Annotated in this window: 13 protein-coding genes; 6 read left to right on the top strand and 7 right to left on the bottom strand. The window is 69.7% G+C overall.

The window, feature by feature from the left end; all coding sequences use genetic code 11:
• The first annotated feature begins 1 nt into the window (after position 1).
• From HMPREF9056_RS03050 to pknB, 4 genes are read left to right on the top strand one after another with little or no spacing between them, the layout of a single operon-like run.
• Positions 2 to 1723, top strand: coding sequence for an FtsW/RodA/SpoVE family cell cycle protein (locus HMPREF9056_RS03050; protein WP_034513559.1), 1722 nt, complete (start codon positions 2 to 4; stop codon positions 1721 to 1723).
• Complete coding sequence (locus HMPREF9056_RS03045) at positions 1720 to 3228, top strand: penicillin-binding protein 2 (RefSeq protein ID WP_009402691.1); 1509 nt, start codon at positions 1720 to 1722, stop codon at positions 3226 to 3228. The genes HMPREF9056_RS03050 and HMPREF9056_RS03045 overlap by 4 nt, the downstream gene beginning before the upstream one ends.
• Positions 3225 to 4352: a serine/threonine-protein kinase gene (locus tag HMPREF9056_RS03040; protein WP_009402690.1), complete on the top strand. Its 1128-nt coding sequence runs from the start codon at positions 3225 to 3227 to the stop codon at positions 4350 to 4352. Before HMPREF9056_RS03045 ends, HMPREF9056_RS03040 begins: the two co-directional genes overlap by 4 nt.
• A complete protein-coding gene (pknB, locus tag HMPREF9056_RS03035) occupies positions 4349 to 6397 on the top strand; it encodes a Stk1 family PASTA domain-containing Ser/Thr kinase (protein WP_009402689.1) in 2049 nt (682 codons plus the stop codon). Before HMPREF9056_RS03040 ends, pknB begins: the two co-directional genes overlap by 4 nt.
• Before the next feature lie 96 nt (positions 6398 to 6493).
• On the opposite strand, the gene HMPREF9056_RS03030 is transcribed toward pknB, so the two are convergent.
• Both HMPREF9056_RS03030 and HMPREF9056_RS03025 read right to left on the bottom strand, forming a co-directional pair.
• Positions 6494 to 7264, bottom strand: a complete 771-nt coding sequence (locus tag HMPREF9056_RS03030; RefSeq protein WP_087942172.1) for a response regulator transcription factor — start codon at positions 7262 to 7264, stop codon at positions 6494 to 6496.
• A 111-nt stretch (positions 7265 to 7375) separates the two neighbouring features.
• Positions 7376 to 9184, bottom strand: a complete 1809-nt coding sequence (locus HMPREF9056_RS03025; protein ID WP_253269907.1) for a histidine kinase — start codon at positions 9182 to 9184, stop codon at positions 7376 to 7378.
• 276 nt (positions 9185 to 9460) lie between these two features.
• On the opposite strand from HMPREF9056_RS03025, the gene HMPREF9056_RS03020 reads away from it, so the two are divergent.
• The gene (locus HMPREF9056_RS03020) at positions 9461 to 10240 is read left to right on the top strand and encodes a DUF4352 domain-containing protein (protein ID WP_034513556.1); all 780 of its coding nucleotides are present in this window, start codon (positions 9461 to 9463) and stop codon (positions 10238 to 10240) included.
• Between the two features lie 97 nt (positions 10241 to 10337).
• Here the strand turns inward: HMPREF9056_RS03020 and HMPREF9056_RS03015 are convergent, their stop codons facing one another.
• On the bottom strand, positions 10338 to 11528 hold the full coding sequence (locus HMPREF9056_RS03015) for a phosphoglycerate dehydrogenase (RefSeq protein ID WP_009402683.1): 1191 nt from the start codon (positions 11526 to 11528) through the stop codon (positions 10338 to 10340).
• A gap of 86 nt (positions 11529 to 11614) precedes the next feature.
• A complete protein-coding gene (serC, locus tag HMPREF9056_RS03010; protein ID WP_034513554.1) occupies positions 11615 to 12694 on the bottom strand; it encodes a 3-phosphoserine/phosphohydroxythreonine transaminase in 1080 nt (359 codons plus the stop codon).
• Positions 12695 to 13032: 338 nt separating this feature from the next.
• Here serC and HMPREF9056_RS03005 point away from each other — a divergent pair, with 338 nt between their 5' ends.
• Positions 13033 to 14610: a DUF4832 domain-containing protein gene (locus HMPREF9056_RS03005; protein ID WP_034513552.1), complete on the top strand. Its 1578-nt coding sequence runs from the start codon at positions 13033 to 13035 to the stop codon at positions 14608 to 14610.
• 203 nt (positions 14611 to 14813) lie between these two features.
• Here the strand turns inward: HMPREF9056_RS03005 and HMPREF9056_RS03000 are convergent, their stop codons facing one another.
• The 3 genes from HMPREF9056_RS03000 to HMPREF9056_RS02990 form a co-directional block, all read right to left on the bottom strand.
• Positions 14814 to 16322: a glycoside hydrolase family 36 protein gene (locus HMPREF9056_RS03000; RefSeq protein ID WP_009402679.1), complete on the bottom strand. Its 1509-nt coding sequence runs from the start codon at positions 16320 to 16322 to the stop codon at positions 14814 to 14816.
• 135 nt (positions 16323 to 16457) lie between these two features.
• Positions 16458 to 17684: a Gfo/Idh/MocA family protein gene (locus HMPREF9056_RS02995; RefSeq protein ID WP_034513551.1), complete on the bottom strand. Its 1227-nt coding sequence runs from the start codon at positions 17682 to 17684 to the stop codon at positions 16458 to 16460.
• 79 nt (positions 17685 to 17763) lie between these two features.
• Positions 17764 to 19275 (bottom strand): CCA tRNA nucleotidyltransferase, encoded by a 1512-nt coding sequence (locus HMPREF9056_RS02990; protein WP_009402677.1) that lies wholly within the window; start codon positions 19273 to 19275, stop codon positions 17764 to 17766.
• Positions 19276 to 19345: the final 70 nt, after the last annotated feature.

Here is a 19345-nt window from a genome sequence, read left to right as displayed (position 1 = left end):
GATGACTGCTGCTCCAGGCCCCATGGGCGCCCCCGCGGGCGTCGCGACGATTCAGCCCGCCGGCTCCGCGAGGCACTCGGGCCGGTGGGCGGAGGCGGTGCTGCTCGGCGTCGCCCTGGTCCTCGGCCTGGGCGGCTTCGTACTCACCGCCCTCAACCGCACCGGCTCCTCCCCCGCGCAGACCGTCATGCTGGGGGGCGCCTTCCTCGGCCTGACCGTCATCATGCACCTGTGGGTGCGTTACACCGCTCCGTGGGCCGACCCGGTCCTCCTGCCGGCGGCGGTGGCGCTCAACGGGATCGGCCTGGCCATGATCCAGCGCCTGGACATCGACTACGAGGAGAACGAGGGCCAGCAACAGTTCTACGTGGGCTCCAAGCAGCTGGTCTGGACGCTGCTGGGCGTCATTCTCTTCTGCGCCGTGCTCTTCCTGCTGCGCGACTACCGGCGCCTGCGACGGTGGGACCGCTGGGCCATGTGGTCCGGTCTGGCCTTCCTCGTCCTGCCCTTCCTGCCCTTCATCGGCCAGAGCATCAACGGGGCCCGGATCTGGATCCGGATCGGTCCCATGAGCTTCCAGCCGGCCGAACTGTCCAAGGTGCTCCTGGCGGTCTTCTTCGCCTCCTACCTGGTGGCCAACCGGGACAACCTGGCCCTGGTTGGCCGCAAGGTCCTATGGATGAGCCTGCCGCGCGCCCGCCATCTGGGTCCCCTGTTCATCGTGTGGGGAGTGAGTATCTGCGTCCTGGTCCTTCAGAAGGACCTGGGCTCCTCGGTGCTGCTGTTCGGACTGTTCGTCGTCGTCCTGTACGTGGCCACCGACCGACCCTCCTGGCTGCTCATCGGCGCGGGCATGTTCCTCCCAGCGGCCTGGTTCGCGGCCACCCACCTCCACCACGTCCAGCAGCGCATCAACGGTTGGCTCAACGCCACAGACAGCGAGGTGTACGAAGCCGTTGGCGGTTCCTGGCAGCTGCTGACGGGCATGTTCGGCATGTCCACCGGCGGCCTCATGGGCGCCGGCTGGGGTAAAGGGACCCCGACCTATGTCACGTTCGCGAACTCCGACTTCATCTTCGCCTCGCTGGGCGAGGAACTGGGCCTGACCGGCACGCTCGCCATCCTCATGCTCTACCTCGTCCTCATCGAGCGAGGCATCCGCACCGCCATATCGCTGCGCGACGGCTTCGGCAAGCTCCTGGCCGTGGGCCTGTCCTTCGCCATCGCCCTGCAGATCTTCGTCGTCATCGGCGGGGTCACCCGGCTCATCCCGCTGACCGGGCTCACGCTGCCCTTCCTGGCCTACGGTGGATCCTCGCTCATCGCCAACTGGGTCATCCTGGCCCTTCTCCTGCGTCTGTCCGACGCCGCCCGGCGTCCGGCCACCCATGCGCCACGGATCATCGACACCGCCGAGCTGCCGGTCTCCCTGCGCCGTCAGGTCCAGGACGCCGGAGCCGAGGAGCCGATCGAGGAGGTCGTCGACGGCGCCCCGGCCGGCGGCTACGGGAGCAATGACGCAGCCGAGCAGGCTGATCCCGGAGGCTACGCGCTCCCGTCCGCGACGCCCTCCGCTGGCAATCCGCTGAGTGACGCCTCCCCCACCGTTACCGTCAGTCCTGAGGCCCCGCCTCCACCGCGCACCGCACCGGACGGGGAGACACTGCGCTCATCGCGCACCCCGGGTTTCACTGATGACAGCGACAGGAGGCAGCACCCATGAACCGGCAGATCCGTCAGGTCGCCTTCCTGGTGGTGGTCATGTTCGCCGCGCTGGCGCTGTCCGTCACCAGTGTCCAGGGCCTGGCCCGCCCCGCCATCTGGGAACCCTGGTCCGCCAACGGCGCCCTGAACTCCGATCCACGCAACCGTCGAGCGGTAAAGCGGGAGTTCAACACCGAGCGAGGCCCGATCCTGCTGGCCGATACGAATAAGACGGCCATCGCCAGCACTGAGAAGTCCGAGGACGGCCAGGACTCGGGGAGCTACCAGCGCGTCTACGCCAACGGGCCGCTCTACGCCCCGGTCACCGGCTACTTCTCCCCCGCCTTCGCCTCCATGACCGGCATGGAGAAGGAAGGCAACTCCGTCCTCAACGGGGACGACCCCTCCCTGTTCTCCTCGCGGATCAAGACCCTCATCACCGGCGACTCTCAGAGAGGCGGCGCCGTCGAGCTGACCATCAAGCCCGAGATCCAGCAAGCCGCCTACGAGGCCCTGGGCAACCGAGAGGGCGCCGTCGTCGCCCTGGACCCCAGCACCGGAGCCATCCTCGCCATGGTCTCCTCGCCCTCCTACGATCCCTCTGTCTTCGCCACACGTGATGGGAACGCCGCCAACGAGGCCAACACGAACCTCAGTGAGGACTCCTCCCGGCCCCTGGACAATCGAGCCATCGCCGGGAACCTCTACCCGCCGGGGTCGACCTTCAAGATCATCACCACCGCGGCCGCCCTTCGCACCGGCAAGGTCACGCAGGATCAGGAGGTCGACGCCCCCGACACCATCACCCTGCCGGGCACCAACCACGCTCTGGAGAACTACGGCGGGGAGTCCTGCGGCGGCGATCGGACCAGCTTCTCCCACGCCTTCGCCGAGTCCTGCAACACTCCCTTCGCCCAGCTGGCCATGGACGTGGGCGACGAGGAACTCGCCAAGGAGGCGAAGAACTGGGGCTTCGACTCCAAGCTCTCCATCCCACTGAGAGTGACCCCTTCGACCTATCCGGACAACGAGACCCAGGCCCAGACCGCTAAAGCCGGTATCGGCCAGGAGTCGGTACGCGCCACTCCCCTCATGATGGCGATGGTGGCCGCCACCGTCGCCAACAACGGCGAGCAGATGACCCCCTACCTGGTCTCGCGCACCCTCGACCCCGATCTCAACGAGGTCAGTACCACCTCCAAGAAGGTGGCCCGCAACCCCATCGACTCCAATACCGCCGAGACCCTGACCTCCCTCATGCAGGAGACCGTGGCCAACGGCACGGGCACCAGCGCCCAGGTCTCCGGGGTCCAGGTCGCCGGTAAGACGGGCACCGCGGAGACCGGCACGGACAGCGGCCCCACCACCTGGTTCGTGGGTTTCGCCGGGTCCGACATCAGCAAGCCCAGCATCGCGCTCGCCGTCGTACTCGACGGTAACGACAAGACCGAGGACGGCGCCACCGGCGGCAAGGTGGCCGGCCCGGTCGCCGCCGAGGTCATCGAAGCGGCGGTGAACCAGTGAAGCCGGTTGCTGGACTCCAGCTTCAGGGCCGCTACGAGCTCGTGGAGCAGATCGCCCTGGGCGGCATGGGCCAGGTGTGGCGCGCCACCGACCTGCGCTCGGGCCGGGCCGTGGCCGCCAAGATCCTGCGGCCCGAGCTGACCGGGGACGAGATCTTCCTGTCCCGCCTGCGGGCGGAGGCCAAGAACTCCCAGGGCCTGCGCCACCCCAACCTCGCCGTCGTCCTGGACTCCGGGGAGAAGGACGGCACTGGCTGGCTCATCATGGAGCTCGTCCAGGGCCGCGCCCTGTCCGACATCATCACCGAGAAGGGCACCCTGTCCCCTGCGGAGATCCTGCCGATCCTGGCGCAGGTGGCCCGCGCCCTCCAGGTCGTCCACGACTCCGGCGTCGTCCACCGCGATGTCAAGCCCTCCAACATCCTCATCAACCGCGAGGGCCTGGCCAAGCTCACCGACTTCGGCATCTCCACCGGCATCAACCAGCGCCCGCTGACGGCCTCCGGCATGGTCATGGGCACCGCCCAGTACCTCGCCCCCGAGCAGGCCATGGGGAACATGGCCACCCCGGCCGGCGACCTCTACGGGCTGGGCATCATCGCCTACGAGGCCCTGGTGGGGCGGCGGCCCTTCAGCGGCGCCACCCAGGTGGACATCGCCTTCGCCCACGTCAACGAGGAGGTGCCCGCCCTTCCCGACGCCGTCCCGCCGCAGGTCCAGGCGATCGTCCTCAAACTGCTGGCCAAGAAGCCCGCCGACCGCCCGCACTCGGCGCGCGAGGTGGCCCGGGCCCTGGACCGGGCAGTCGTGAACCTGCCCACGGACGCATGGGACCCCCGTGAGGCGCTCAGCTGGGAGTCCACCGGCCGCCGCGGCCCACGGACCCGTGAGCTGCCGCAACCGGCCGCGGTGCGTCCCGGCCGTCACGCGGCCGAGGAGCCGGCACCGTCGCGCACCGCCCGGCACGCCTCCGGACGCTCCTTCCTCGGCCTCAACCTGCTGACCCTGAGGGTCCTCATCCCGGCGCTCGCCGTCATCACCCTGCACAGCACGGGTACGCTTGCCCATGCGCATCAGGTCATGCCAGCCTTGATGCTGAGCATCCCTGTCAAGGAGGTACTGTGACCAGTCAGTTCCCCCAGGTCCTCGCGGGCCGTTACGAGATCCGCGACCTCATTGGACGTGGTGGTATGGCAGAGGTGCACCTCGGCTACGACACTCGCCTGTCGCGGGTCGTGGCCATCAAGTTGCTGCGTTCGGACATCGCAGGCGACCCCACCTTCCAGGCCCGCTTCCGCCGCGAGGCCCAGTCCGCGGCGGCGCTCAACCATCCGGCCGTCGTCGCCGTCTACGACTCCGGCGAGGAGGAGCTCCTTCAGCCCGGCGGCGCCAGCCGGACCGTGCCCTACATCGTCATGGAGTACGTCGAGGGGCACACCGTGCGCGAGCTCCTCAGCGAGGGCGAGGCCGTCCCGATCCCGGAAGCGGTAGAGATCGTCTCCGGTGTCCTCGACGCCCTGGAGTACTCCCACCGGGTGGGCATCGTCCACCGGGACATCAAGCCCGGAAACATCATGCTGACCTCCACCGGAGCGGTGAAGGTCATGGACTTCGGCATCGCGCGGGCCATCGAGGACTCCGCCTCCACGGTGACCCAGACCCACACGGTGGTGGGTACAGCCCAGTACCTCTCCCCGGAGCAGGCCCGCGGTGAGTCCGTGGACGCCCGTTCGGACCTGTACTCCACCGGCTGCCTCCTCTACGAGCTCCTCACCGGTCAGCCCCCCTTCCAGGGGGACTCCGCGGTGGCCATCGCCTACCAGCACGTGCGGGAGATCCCCAAGCGGCCATCCTCGCTGGCGGCCGACGTCCCCGAGTCCCTGGACCGGGTGATCCTCAAGTCGCTGGCCAAGAGCCGCGAGGACCGCTACCAGGACGCCGCCCACATGCGCTCCGACCTGCAGGCGGCCGCCCAGGGCATGTCCGTGGCCGCGCCGGCCGCCGACTCCTGGTCCCCGGCCACCTCGGTCATGGCCTCACCGGCCGCCGACCCGGTTCAGCAGCCCACCTCCGCCTTCGCCCAGGTGCCCTCCGAGCCCTCTGCGACACAGGCGACCAAGGAGGGCGAGGAGCCTGAGAAGAAGTCCAAGAGCCACGCCTGGGTCTGGGTCCTCGTGTTCCTCCTGTTCGTCGCCCTGGCCGTCGTCGCCGGCCGGTGGGCCTCCGGCGCCTTCGACTCCCGGCCGACCCCGACGCCGAGTGCCACCGTCAGCAAGGTGGACGTGCCCGACATCAGTGGTCAGGACGAGGACTCGGCGAGGAAGACCATTGAGGACGCCGGCCTGAAGTTCGCCAAGGACGAGGTCGCCAACGACACCGTCAGTGAGGGCCTGGCCGTCTCCTCCGACCCCGAGAAGGGGACGAAGGTCGAGGCGGGTGCCACCGTCACCGTCCACTTCTCCACAGGCTCGGCCATGGTCAAGGTGCCGGACCTGGAGGGCAAGACCCAGGAGGACGCCCGCAAGGCCCTCAAGGACGCCGGGCTCGAGGGCGGCAACGCCACCCAGGAGGACTCCGCAACCGTGGCGAAGGACCGGGTCATCTACACCAACCCGCTGGCGGGGACGTCCGTCGAGCGCGGCACCACGGTGGACCTGGTGATCTCCACCGGTAAGGCCTCCGTGCCCGATGTCACCGGCCAGGACGAGGCCACGGCCAAGAAGAGCATCGAGGACGCCGGCCTGAAGTTCAAGCGCGGCGACGACGTCACATCCGCCGATGTCGAGCAGGGCAAGGCCGTCTCCTCCGACCCGACCGCGGGCTCCAGCGCCTCGGCGGGGGACACGGTCACCGTGCACTTCTCCAGCGGCGCCGGAGCGACACCCACCCCGACGACGAACGGCACGGTGACGGTGCCCCCCAACCTCAACGGGAAGACGGCCGAGGAGGCGACTGCTGAACTGCAGAAGCTCGGCCTCAACGTCGTCCAGGACCAGAAGTCTTCTGACAAGGTGGAAGCCGGTAAAGTCATCGGCACTGACCCGCAGGCTGGTACTCAGGTTCCTGCCGGATCGACCGTCAGCCTCACGGTCTCCAAAGGTAAGGACGGTGGAGGCAACAACAACCAGCAACCCAACCCTGGCGGCGGAGACAAGAACAACGGCGGTTGATCGTCTGAGAGCGCATTCCTCAGACACGGGCTGATCGCTTCGTTCAGACGGCTGGTCCTTGAGACGTCACGGTCTCAGGGGCCAGTCACGTACCTGTCACCCCAACAGGCCGGCGCGCTCGGCGAGGACCGCCAGGTGCACCCGATTGCGGGCACCGACTCGTTCCTGGGCGCTGCGCAGATGGGCCTTGACGGTGGAGGCCGAGATGTAGAGCCTGCCGGCGATCTCCTCGGTGGTCAGCCCCTCGGCGGCCGCAGTGATGACGTCCAGCTCTCGCCGGCTGAGCCCGGCCGCGGCCTGTCGGGCCTGTGCCACGGCGCGCTGACGCTCCTCGGCGTGGGCGTCGTAGGCCGCCAGCGCCGGTGCCGCGAGTGCCGGCTGGGAGCGCACGTAGCGCAGCAGCTCGGCCAGCGCCCCCGGGGACAGGACGGACTCTCCCGCCATGACCCGGCGCAGCCCGGCATCGAGCTCCTCGGATGCGGAGTACTTGAGCAGGTACCCCACGGCACCGGCCTCGATGACCCGCACGACGGCGTCGTCCACGTCCCAGGTGGTCAGAGCGACGACGTGGGGGTGGCGCGGCGCCTGGCAGATCTGGCGCGTGGCCTCGATCCCGTCCATGACGGGCATGCCCAGGTCCATAAGCACGATGTCCGCCTCAACACGGCCGACGACGTCGATCGCCTGACGGCCGTCACCGGCCTCGGCGACCACGCGGTAGTCCTCGCGCGGCCGCAGGAGTGGCTTGATGGCGGCGCGGGTGAGCGGATCGTCGTCGACGAGGATGATGCGGACAGGGGACACCAGCGGTACCGGGGAGCCGGGCTGGGAGGGTGAGGGGGTCGGGGCGGCGGAGGGATCGGGCACGGGGCCAGCCTAGGTGCGCCCATCGACACGATCACTGTCCCAACGACCCAGACGCGAAGTTTCTTCAGGCCGGGTGCCAGCACCCTTACCGATATCCTCCGGTGCCGGTGATCACCGACCTTCCTGGGGTGGCACAGCGGAACGCCAGGGCAGATGCGCGCTCACCACGAACCTGCCGTGGCCATCAGGACCCGCGTGGAACGTGCCCCCGCAGATCTCCGCCCGCCGGGCCATGCCTCCCAGGCCCGAGCCGCCCTGGGCGTCACCGGGCACGGCACCGGTTCCGGAGCCCGCCCCCGCCCCTGGGGCTGCACCGTCATCTCGAGCTTCGGCGGAGTCCTCGGCATCCTGGACGCCCCTCTCGGCCGCCGGCCTCCGACGAGGCACCTGGTTGGAACAGGTGATGTCGATGCCGGTGTCCGGCCCGCCCTCGACGCGCAGCCGGACGCTCATGCCGGGCGAGTGCTTGCGGGCGTTGGTCAGGGACTCCTGGACGATCCGATAGACGGCGCGGGAGAGCACCTCGTCGGCCTCGGCTGCGCGGTCGAGATAGATCGAGGAGCTCAGCGGCTGCTGGGCGGCGAGCACCCCGTCGACGACTTCCTTGAGGTCCTCCAGACGCGGGGCGGGCTCGGCCGCGCCCACCGGCTCGCGCAGGACGGCCAGCAGGGAGCGCAGGTCCCGCATGGCCCCCTGAGCCTCCTCCCGTACGCGCTGAGCGGCGGCCCGGGGATCGTCCTCGTCCACGGCGTCCGCAGAATCCGGGGCGCCCCGCGAGTCCGACGTCGCGAGCACACCTCGCTCCAGGGCCGCGGCGTGAAGGGCGAGCAGCGACAGACGGTGACCGAGTCCGTCGTGCACCTCGCGGGCCACCCGCTCACGCTCGGCCTGCAGGCTGACGGTGTCCGCCAGTCGGGTTGAGGTCTGGGCCTGCTCCTGGGCGGTGCGCTCGGCACGGGCCGAGGCGGCAGCGGCCTCCTGGGCGCGGCGTTGCGCCTCCTTCTCCCCGTCACGCGCGCGCAGCCACAACCCGACGGCGATCGGCAGGACCATGGCCACCGCCGCAAGGAACAGCACCTGCAGCACCGACACATGGGTCACGGCACTGGGATCGGGCCCGGCAGAGGTGATTCTGCCGATCGTTGAGTTCCCGGTGGAGCCCTGGCTCGCGTCGCGCAAGAGCGCCACCAGAGTGCCGACGGCGAGCAGGGCGCCCGTGGCCCAGGGCACGGGATCGCGCAGAGACCGGGCCCGGCGGACCACGGTGGTGAAGGCGATGAGTCCCACTGTGGTGTCCAGGTAGACCGCGATGCCCGCGAGCGCTGAGGCGACCGTGATCGCCACCGGCCAGCGCCGGCGCAGGAAGACCGCCACGAGGAGCGCTAGCCCTACCAGAAACCCTGCGACATCAAGGAGTGGGGTGCTTGTCTTAAGAGCCTGCTCATGACCGAAGTGGTATCCCAGTGCGCACATGGAGGCGAGCAGGCACAGGGTGAACAGGCCCAGGGAGCGCAGGATCGCGAGGAAAATCTCGAGAGCGCGGCGTTGTGACGGGGACAGGGACTGCCTGAACGACGGAGCGCTTCTCGCCGGGACGGAGGCGGCATAGGGAGCCGACGGCCTCATCTGGCGGTAGGGGCCCGCCCCCGTGGCAGGGACCGGAGGCGTGGGAGATGGGGAATGCGCGGAGTATGCGGGGTATGTCGGGTTCGCGGGGTGCGCAGAGGGCGTGGAGTACGCCGGGTACCCCGGATACCCCGCGTAGGTGGAAGAGGGCGGGTGGGCGGGACGACCCTGTGGAATCGGCGGGATCCAGGACCCGGAGGTGGGCGCCGCCCGACCGACACCGGGGCCACCGCTCCAGTCCGGCATGGGCGGGGCGCCGGGCGCGGGGGCGGGCGGGTAGCCGGGGACTGACATGTGCTCACTGTAGAGCCGGGCACTGACACGCACGATCGCCCGATAGGACACGATTCCGGCCGATGAGCGCCGGCACCGCCGTCCTTTCGGACAGCCGAGACGAGTGCCCTTTTGGACAGCCGCCTCGGACTCATCGGTCGATGTGCGCGAGGCGTGGCCGGGGCGATCGTTGTTCCCGTCAGCTGATCTCCCGTCAGCTCCAGTCACTACTCGCACCCTGATCGGCGCTGCCGCATCCCGCTCAGCGTCTTCCTCCCACATCTCGAAGGACCCATCATGACCAGCCCAACCAACCCAGCCAGCCCGTTCCCGTCCTCGGCCGCCGGCACTCCCGCCCCGGGCTACCCCATGCCGCCCGCCTCCGGGCCCGCTCCCGAGCCGAAGCGCTCCTGGTTCGCCCGCCACAAGATCCTCACCGGCATCGGCGCATTCGTCGCCGTCGGCATCGTCGCCTCGGCGCTCAACGGTGGCGGTGGTGCGGGGAGCTCCAACGCCGCCGCCACCTCACCCGCGGCCCAGAGCATTGCCAGCATCGCCTCGCAGGCGACCGCCGGCCAGGACTCCGCCGCGGCCCCCAACCCGCAGCAGCAGACTCAGAACGACGACGCGAGCAAGGCGGATGCCGGGAAGGCAGATACCGGCAAGACCGGCTCCGGCCCGAGCTTCCACGGGAAGCAGTCGAGCGACGTCGTCGGCAACGCGGGCGACACGATCGACGACGACGGCATCCAGGTGACCGCCACGGCGGTGTCCGCGGGCGACGCCACGCTGGGCCCGACCGCCTGCTCCACCATCACGATCACCAACGGCTCCAAGAACACCCTGGACGTCAACGCCCTGGACTTCACCTTGCAGGACCCGGCCGGGGCGATCAGCAACAGCGGCTTCATGGGGTCGAGCAACCACCTGTCGGCCTCCAAGCTCATCGCGGGCGGCTCGGTCAGCGGCGACGTCTGCTTCGACGCCGATGTGTCGGCCGGGGGCCAGTACGTGCTGCTCTACAAGCCCACGCTCTCGCTGTTCGGACACCGCCGGGCCTGGATCAACAATCTCTGACGCTCCACGGTGCCCACGGGTACGCCTACCACGTGCGGGGACAGGAATCCTGTCCCCGCACGCGTCGTTTGTCCCCGGCCGGGCAGGAACGCCGGGATCAGATGCCGCGAGCGGACAGGACGCCGTCGATCGCGCGCAGCTCCTCAAGGACCTTGGGCTCGATCTCGCCCTCGACGTCGACCAGCGTCACCGCCAGCTCACCGCGCGACTTGTTGAGCAGGTTGGCGATGTTCTGCCCGTGCTGGGCCACGATCGTGGAGACCTGACCAACCATGTTGGGCACGTTGCGATTGACGATGACGAGCCGATGCGTGTCCTCCTGGCGCGTCATGACGGCCTCGGGGAAGTTGACCGAGTTGTGGACCTGGCCGTCCTCGAGGAAGCCGCGCAGGGAGTCGGCGGCCATGATGGCGCAGTTGCGCTCGGCCTCCTTGGTGGAGGCGCCCAGGTGGGGCAGGGAGATGCACTTGGGGTGCTTGTGGACCTGCGTGGAGGGGAAGTCGCACACGTAGCCGCGCAGCGTGCCCTCGTCGAGGGCGGCCACGACGGCATCGGTGTCGACGATCTCGGCGCGCGCGAAGTTGAGCAGCACCGCGGTCTCCTTCATGAGGGCCAGGCGCTGGGTGCTCACCAGCCCGCGGGTGGCGGGGATGAGCGGCACGTGGACGGTGAGGATGTCGGCGCGGCGGAAGACCTCCTCAATGGAGTCGGCCCGCTCGACCTCGGCGCTCAGGTGCCAGGCATGCTCCACGGAGATTCCCGGGTCGAAGCCGACGACGTTGAGCCCCAGCCCCAGGGCCGCGTTGGCCACCTGCACGCCAATGGCCCCCAGCCCGATGACGCCGAGCGTGCGGCCGGGCAGCTCGAATCCGACGAACTGCTTCTTGCCGGCCTCGACGGCCTTGGCGATCTCGGCGTCGTCGCCCTCAAGGGTGTGAGCGAAGCGGGCCGCCGGGATGAGGTTGCGCGAGGCGATGAACAGGCCCGCCAGGACCAGCTCCTTGACGGCGTTGGCGTTGGCGCCGGGGGTGTTGAACACGGGCACACCGCGCTCGGTGAGCACGTCGACCGGGATGTTGTTGGTGCCGGCGCCGGCGCGGGCCACCGCCAGGACCGAGTCGTCAATGGGGGTGTCGTGAAGCTTGGCCGAGCGCACCAGGAGGGCGTCGGGCTCCTCCACGCTTCCACCGACCTCGTAGAGGTCATCGGGCAGGCGAGACAGGCCGGCCCCGGAAATGGCGTTGAGGGTGCGGATGCGGAACTTGTGGTCAGCGCTGCTGGTGGTCACGGAGGTACTTTCTTCAGAGCGGTCCGGATGGAGAAGGCGGTTCTGGCAGGAAGCTGGGCTCAGAGTCAGGGCGGGGCGCCGAGTGCTCAGGCCCGGGCGGCGAAGTCGGTCATGTAGTCGATGAGGGCGCGCACACCCTCGATCGGCATGGCGTTGTAGATGGAGGCGCGCATGCCGCCCACGGAGCGGTGCCCCTTGAGGTTGGCGAGCCCGGCGGCCTCGGCACCGGCCAGGAAGTCGGCGTCGCGGGCGGGGTCGGCCAGGGTGAAGGGCACGTTCATCCAGGACCGCGAGCGCTCCTGAACCGGGTTGGCGTAGAAGTCGGAGGAGTCGATGAAGCCGTAGAGGAGCTCGGCCTTGGCGCGGTTGCGCTCGGCCATCGCCTCCAGGCCGCCGCCGTCCTCGATCCAGTGGCCGATGAGCCCCAGCAGGTAGATGGCGAAGGTGGGGGGCGTGTTGAGCATGGAGTCGGCGTCGGCCATCTTCTGGTAGTCCAGGACGGTGGGGGTCACCGGGCGGGCCCGCCCCAGCAGGTCCTCGCGCACGATGACGACGGCCAGGCCCGAGGGCCCCATGTTCTTCTGAGCGCCGGCGTAGATGAGGCCGTAGCGGGAGACGTCGATGGGCCGCGAGAGGATCGTGGAGGAGAAGTCGGCCACGAGCGGGACGTCACCGGTATCGGGCACGTAGTCGAACTCGACGCCGCCAATGGTCTCGTTGGGCGTGTAGTGCAGGTAGCGGGCGGCCTCGGGGACGGTGAAGGAGCCGGGCTCGGGCGTGGTCGTGTAGGAGGAGGCGGCCTCGTCGGCGGGCACGACGACGTCGAGCTCGTAGGCGCCGGCCTGCTTGATGGCCTTGGCGGACCACTGGCCGGTGTTGAGGTAGGCGACCGTGTCCCCGGGGGCGGTCAGGTTGAGGGGGATGCCGGCGAACTGGGCGCTGGCCCCGCCCTGGAGGAAGAGGACGCGGTAGCTCTCGGGGACGGCCAGGAGACGGCGCAGGGTGGCCTCGGCGTCGGCCGCGCAGGCCACGAAGTCGGCTCCGCGGTGGGAGACCTCCAGGACAGACATTCCCGATCCGCCCCAGCTGGTGAGCTCGGAGGCGGCCTGCTCGAGGACGGGCAGAGGGAGCTGGGCAGGACCGGCGGAGAAATTGAAGACGCGCACGGAGTCATCATTGCCGCTTATACGCGCGGCGGCAATCTCGTCCCACCTGGCGACGACGGCGCCCCGCCCCCTCAGCCCGTCCCCTCTCGAGCGCTGGGCGTCCTCCACGGCCGACACACAGTCGTGACGCTCAGCGATATGACTGTGACGTACGACCGTTGAAAAGCGGAGTAATCTGGATCCCACCGACCCCACGCAGGTTGATGACACCTAGCGCCATGCGAAGGAGCACAGCGCTTCATGCCTGTCAACTCTGCACGTTGTCAGCGATAGCACAGAGACGTCGACCGACTGACCGGTAGGGTTGCCTTCACCCTCACGCCTACCTAAAAGTTCTCATGATCACATCACAGAACGACGACAACCGCTCGTCAGCCTCCGAAGCTCCCATCTTCGGAGCCGCGCAGGAAGCGCCCTCCAACGGCGGAGGCACAGATCGTCCCCGCACCCCGAGCTCTCAGGCACTGAGCCGTCAGATGCTCAACCGGCTCCGCAAGGGCCGCAAACCGCGCCTCGGCGCCATCATCATGGCGCTCGTCGCCGTCGTGTCCCTGTCGACCGGGTTCCGGGCCTGCAACTGCAGCCGGGCCTGGACCGAGGTCTCGGCGGGAACCACACCCGAGTCCAACCCGCTCAAGGGCATGATGCCCTTCGCGCCGTCGGACGCCTCCTACTCACCGGGACTGCCCGAGTCGGCCCCGCCCTACACGATGGAGTGGCTGACGCTGCCGGTCAGCGACGTCGTCACCGGGCCCGGCTCCTACTCGTGGGACAGGCTCGAGGCGCACCTCAACGCCATCGCCTCACGCGGGCACCAGGCGGTGCTGCGCTTCTACGTCGACTACCCCGGGCGTCCCAGCGGCATGCCGGCCTACATGCTGAGCTCCCACGAGGTCCCGACCCACGAGTACACGGTCAACGGCAACGCGCCGGGCCAGTCGCTCGCACCCGACTACAACGACCCCGAGATGATGTCGATGCTCACCGGCTTCGTCTCCACCCTGGGCCAGAGGTACGACGGCGATGCGCGCCTGGCCTTCATCACTCACGGCCTCGTGGGCTTCTGGGGCGAGGAGCACACCTACCCGATGAACGGCAAGGTCTCCGGGGAGAACCCCTCCGGCGAGAACTGGATGCCATCGACGGCGAACCAGAACACCCTCATCGACACCTGGGACAGCGCCTTCCAGGTGACGCCGACGATGGCCCGCTACCCGTCGGCGGAGACGGTCAAGCGCGGCGTCGGCTACCACGACGACTCCTTCGGCTACGAGACCACGGGGACCGCCAACTGGCACTTCCTGCCGCAGCTGAAGAACGCGAAGGCGGATCAGGCCTGGCAGCAGTACCCGATCGGCGGCGAGGTCTACCCTGGGATCCAGGAGTGCTCGGTGCGCAACCCGGGCAGCTGCATGTCCTCGGGCTCCAACGGCGCAACGGTGGACATCGACGCCTCCATCAAGGCCACGCACGCCAGCTGGCTGGTGGACAACTGGGCCTTCACGACGACGCTCAACAGCACCGAGCGCGAGCGCACCGTGCAGGCCTCCTCCGAGACCGGCTACGACCTGTCGGTGGCGCGCTGGCGCATGCGCAACGGCAAGGTCGAGGTGCAGATCGCCAACAACGGGGTGGCGCCCTTCTACTACAACTGGAGCGTGGAGGCGGTGGCCGTCAACGCCTCGACCGGAACGGAGGTCGGGCGCACGACGCTCAGCGGCGACCTGCGCAAGATCGAGATCGGCAAGACCCAGACCTTCTCCGGGCAGCTGCCGGAGGATCCGGCCGGTGAGAACACGATCCTGGTGCGCGTGGTCAACCCGCTCCCATCGGGCCAGCCACTGCGGTTCTCCAGCGCCGGCCAGGACCAGACGCTCCCCGGCTACCTCACCCTGGGCCGCACCCCCACGAGGTAGGGCGGGCCGGCCTTGCTGGCGACCGTTCCGACGACGCAGTCCCCGGTGCACGCATCGGGGACTGCGATTCGCCTCGGGAACGTACTTCTCCCGTAGACGACTGGGGTCTGCCCTCAGTCGTCTACGGGAGAACGCAGTCCTCGCAGAGAAGGCATGTTCTCGATCGCCTGGCCGACGCCATCGAGCAGGGACTCACCCCCACCTCACAGCGGGTAGGCCGACGACGTCCCCTCGACGGCCCTGGTGAGGTCGATCTCGCGCTCGCCCAGGCTGAAGCGGTAGCGGCCCAGGATCTCCAGGGGCTCGTCCTCGGCGGAGAGGTAGGCGCGCACGGCCTCCTTCTCCTCGTCGTCGAGCCAGGTCATCTGGTCCGACAGGCACCGGTAGCGGCTGGCCTCGGCGACGTCGCGCAGCCACTGCATCTGGGTGTCGTCCAGGAGGTTGCGGCGGTGGCGGAAGAAGACGACGTCGGGGTCGACCCCGATGACCCGCCCCAGCCAGAGCCGGTTGATGCCGGCGTGCAGGGCGTTGTAGGCCTTGGCGTCGGATAAGTCGTCGGAGGCGTAGTTCTCCCACATGGGGGCCACGTCCGGTCCCACCCGCACCGCGTCGAGCAACCCGATGGAGGGCATGATGAGGGCCCCGGAGCCCAGGAGGAAGGTCTCGTCGCCGGCGGTGTCGCGCACGAGGCGCAGCCCGGTGCGGTAGGCCTCCTCGCGATCGATCTGCCGGTGACGGTATCCGGGGATGGCGGCGGCGTTGATGAAATCGAGCTTGAGGTAGCTGAAGCCCCACCGGTGGACGATCTTGGCGATGAGCTTGCGCACGTAGGTCTGGGCGGTGGGGTGGGTCGTGTCCAGCGCGTAGTAGTCGCCGCCCCAGTTGGAGCCGGCCACGGCCAGGCCGCCGTCGGCGTTGTGGACGAACATCTCCGGGTAGTCGCGCACCGCCCGCGAGCCCGGCAGGGCGATGAAGGGCGCCACCCACAGACCCGGCTGCATCCCGGCCTCGCGGATCCGGGTCGCGGCGGCCTCCATGCCGTCGCCGAAGCTCTCACCGGCCTCCCACTCGCCGACCGCGACCTCCCAGCCGTCGTCGATCTGGAGCGTGGAGAAGCCCAGCTCAGCGACCTGCGGGATCTCACGCTCGAGGGCCTCCTGCGAGATGCCCTCGTAGTAGGAGTACCAGGAGCACCACACGCTCTGGGGCTCAATGGGGCGGCTGCCCAGGCTCTCGCAGAGCTCGCGCGCGTACCGGGCCATGACGGCGGTGGCCGGGCCGGGCAGGATCACCCAGCGCGCCGAGTCACCGGACTCGGTGAAGGCCTCCAGGACCGCGGTGTCGGCGCGCACCCGCGGCGTGCGCCCGTCCAGGCAGCCCACGAGCAGCGCTCCGGAGGCGTCCTCCAGGACCGCCATCCAGGCGGAGTGGTGGCGGGCCGGGTCGTCCCAGGGGTCATCGTCGGCGGTCCGACGGCGCTGCTGGTTCGCGATGCGCATCGGCGCCTCGCTCAGGCGGCGCCAACCCGACGGCGACCAGGAGTTCTGCCCGGTGCGGTAGAATTCGCCGTCGCGCATGTCGTGCAGAAGGGTCAGGTGGGAGGCCTCGATGTAGACCGCGCCGGTGGCGCCGCCCGCCCCGTGCTGGGTGGTCACCGTGCCGTCGCAGGCCAGGGCGATACTCCGCCCGGTCAGGGTGATGTGGTGAATCATGCGCTCTCCTCGGATCCTGCCTGTCCGGCCTGCGGGCGAGGTCCTCGTGAGACCCCGGCCCCGCCCGGCTCGCACTGTACGTGATGGCGCCGCCGTATCGACATCCTCTTCATAGGTGACGCCGCTCCGTGCAGCTCATGAAGAAGATGTCGGTGAGTCCGGGTCCTGCTGGCCCCGCTGGCCGCGGTGGAAGTAGGCCGCTAGTTCCGCGTCGAGCTCGGGCACGTCGTAGGGCACGGACCCCGAGCGCAGGGACCGGGTGGCCAGCACGCCCGCCGCGACCGCCTCACGGGCGGAGACCGGGGAGGCGTCGGTGGCGCCGCCGTCGCGCACGAAGCGCAGGAACTCGTCGATGGCGAGCTGGTCGGCGCTGTCGTGCCCGGTGCCCTCCTCGGCGATGATGTACTCCTCGGCGGCGCGCTCGGCGTAGTGCTCGGTGCGCTCGGTCCACACCTTGACAACGTCTCCGGCGCCGTCGCCGAGGTTCTCGGCCCGGCCGCGGGTGCCGATGACCGTGTAGCTGCGCCAGTAGTCAGGGGTGAAGTGGCACTGCTGATAGGAGGTCATGACTCCGTTGCGCATGGTCATCATGAGCATGGAGTGGTCCTCGACGTCGATGACGGGGTTGAGGTCACTGACCTCGTCGGCCGGCCAGTGGTCGAGGTTGAACCAGTCCTGCATGACGGTGCCGGCGCTCGTCCCGGCGGGGCGCCGCTCGGCCTCCCCGTAGACCATGAGCCCGCCCATGCCGACGACGCGGGCCGGCTCGGAGGCGGCCAGCCAGCTCATGACGTCGATGTCGTGGGCGGCCTTCTGCAGCAGCAGGCCGGTGACGTGGCGGCGCTCGGCGTGCCAGTCCCGGAAGTAGTAGTCCCCGCCGTTGCCCACGAAGTGGCGGCACCAGATCGCCTTGAGCTCGCCGATGCGCCCGGAGTCGATGATCGACCTCAGCAGCCGCACGACCTCCATGTGGCGCATGTTGTGGCCCACGTAGAGGCGGGTACCGGTGCGCCGGGCCGTGGCCAGGATGCGGTCGGCGCCCTCGATGGTGATGGCCAGGGGCTTCTCCAGGTAGACCGGGATACCGGCCTGCAGGAAGAAGCAGGCCAGCTCCTCGTGCGTGTCGTCGGGCGTGGTCAGGATGACGGCGTCGATCCCGAGCTCCAGCAGGCCGCGGTGGTCGCCCACGACCGCCACGCCCTCGGGCAGGAGGCGCTCGGCGCGCTCAGCGGCGTCGGGAGCGGTGTCGGCAGCGGCGACGAGCCGGGCCGGGACCGGCGAGGAGTCCGCGAGCGCTGCCAGGTAGCAGCGGGCCCCGATGCCGACGACGCCGACCCGCAGCTCCCTTGATGATTCAAGCACTTTCTCGGGCTCCTCTCGCCCGCCTCCCGGGCCCGGGGTCGGGCCCCTCGTCTGCATCGGTGTCATCGACTCACCGCCTTCAGCTCTTCTGACGGGCCGCCCACCAGGAGTGCAGTGCCTGGCGGGCCAAATCCTCGCCGATCGGTCCCCTCTCCATGCGCAGGTCCATGAGGAAACGGTAGGCCTCGCCGACGATCGGCCCGGGGGGCACGCCGAGCTCGGCCATGATCTGGCCGCCGTCGAGGTCCGGGCGGATGGCGGCCAGCTCCTCGGCGGCGCGCAGGGACTCGATGCGCTCCTCGAGGTCGTCGTAGGCGCGGTCCAGCATGGCGGCCTTGCGACGGTTGCGGGTGGTGACATCGGCCCGAGTGAGCCGGTGGAGGCGTTCGAGAAGGGGACCGGCGTCGGTGGCGTAGCGACGCACGGCCGAGTCGGACCAGGCGGCGTCGGCGTACCCGTGAAAGCGCAGGTGGAGCTCGACCAGCCGGGAGACGTCCTTGATGGTCTGCTTGTCGAAGCGCAGCGCCCGCAGGCGCTTGGCCGTCATCCGGGCACCGACGTGGTCGTGCCCGTGGAAGGTGACGGTGCCGTCGGGCAGGAAGCGTCGGGTGGCGGGCTTGCCGATGTCGTGGAGGATCGCGGCCAGGCGCAGGACCAGGTCGGGGCCGGGAACGGGGCCGTCGGGCCCGGTCTCCAGGTCGACGGCCTGGTCCAGGACGGTCAGGGTGTGCTCGTAGACGTCCTTGTGCCGCCTGTGCTCGTCCACGGTCTCACGCAGGGCGCTCAGCTCGGGCAGGACGACGTCGGCCACGCCGGTATGAACCAGCAGCTCCAGTCCGCGCCGGGGCCAGCGGCCGATGAGCAGCCGCTCGAGCTCGGCGCGCACGCGCTCGGCGGAGACGATCTCCAGGCGGGGGGCCATCTCCTCCATGGCGGCCATGACGTCCATCTCGACGTCGAAGCCGAGCTGGGCGGAGAAGCGGGCGGCCCGCATGATGCGCAGGGGGTCGTCGTCGAAGGACTGCTCGGCGCTCACGGGGGTGCGCAGGACGCCGGAGGCCAGGTCGCTCAGGCCACCGCAGGGATCGACGAGCTCGAGGTCGGGCAGGCGCAGCGCCATGGCGTTGACAGTGAAGTCGCGGCGGGTGAGGTCCCCGGTGAGGGTGTCGCCGTAGGTGACCTGGGGCTTGCGCGAACCCACCTCGTAGTCCTCGGTGCGGTAGGTGGTCACCTCCACGATGGTGGAGCCCTTGCGCGCGCCGATAGTGCCGAAGGCTCGGCCCACGTCCCAAGTGGTCTCACCCCACGCCTTGAGGATCTCCTCGGTCTGCTCGGGGCGCGCCGAGGTGGTCAGGTCCAGGTCGTGGGGGGCGACGCCGAGGAAGGCGTCCCGCACGGGCCCACCGACGAGCGCGATCTCATGGCCGGCGCGCACGAAGGCGTGTCCCAGGGCCGCCAGGGCGGGCGGCAGTCCCTCGAGGGCCGCGCGGGCCCGCGCGGTCAGGCCGCGGTTGTCGGCAGAGGCGTCCGCGAGGTCGTCGATGGGATCGGCGGACTCGACGGGATCGGTGGGAGCGGGGTGCGCAGTCATCGGCCCAAGCCTGCCATGAACCCCGGTGGACGCGCCGTCGTCGGGGACACCCTCGACACCGCCGTGAGAA

Source organism: Actinomyces sp. oral taxon 170 str. F0386, from assembly GCF_000195595.1.
Classification (GTDB): domain Bacteria; phylum Actinomycetota; class Actinomycetes; order Actinomycetales; family Actinomycetaceae; genus Actinomyces.
Note: the sequence above shows the minus strand (reverse complement) of the source record. Positions and strands in the feature narration are given on the sequence as shown.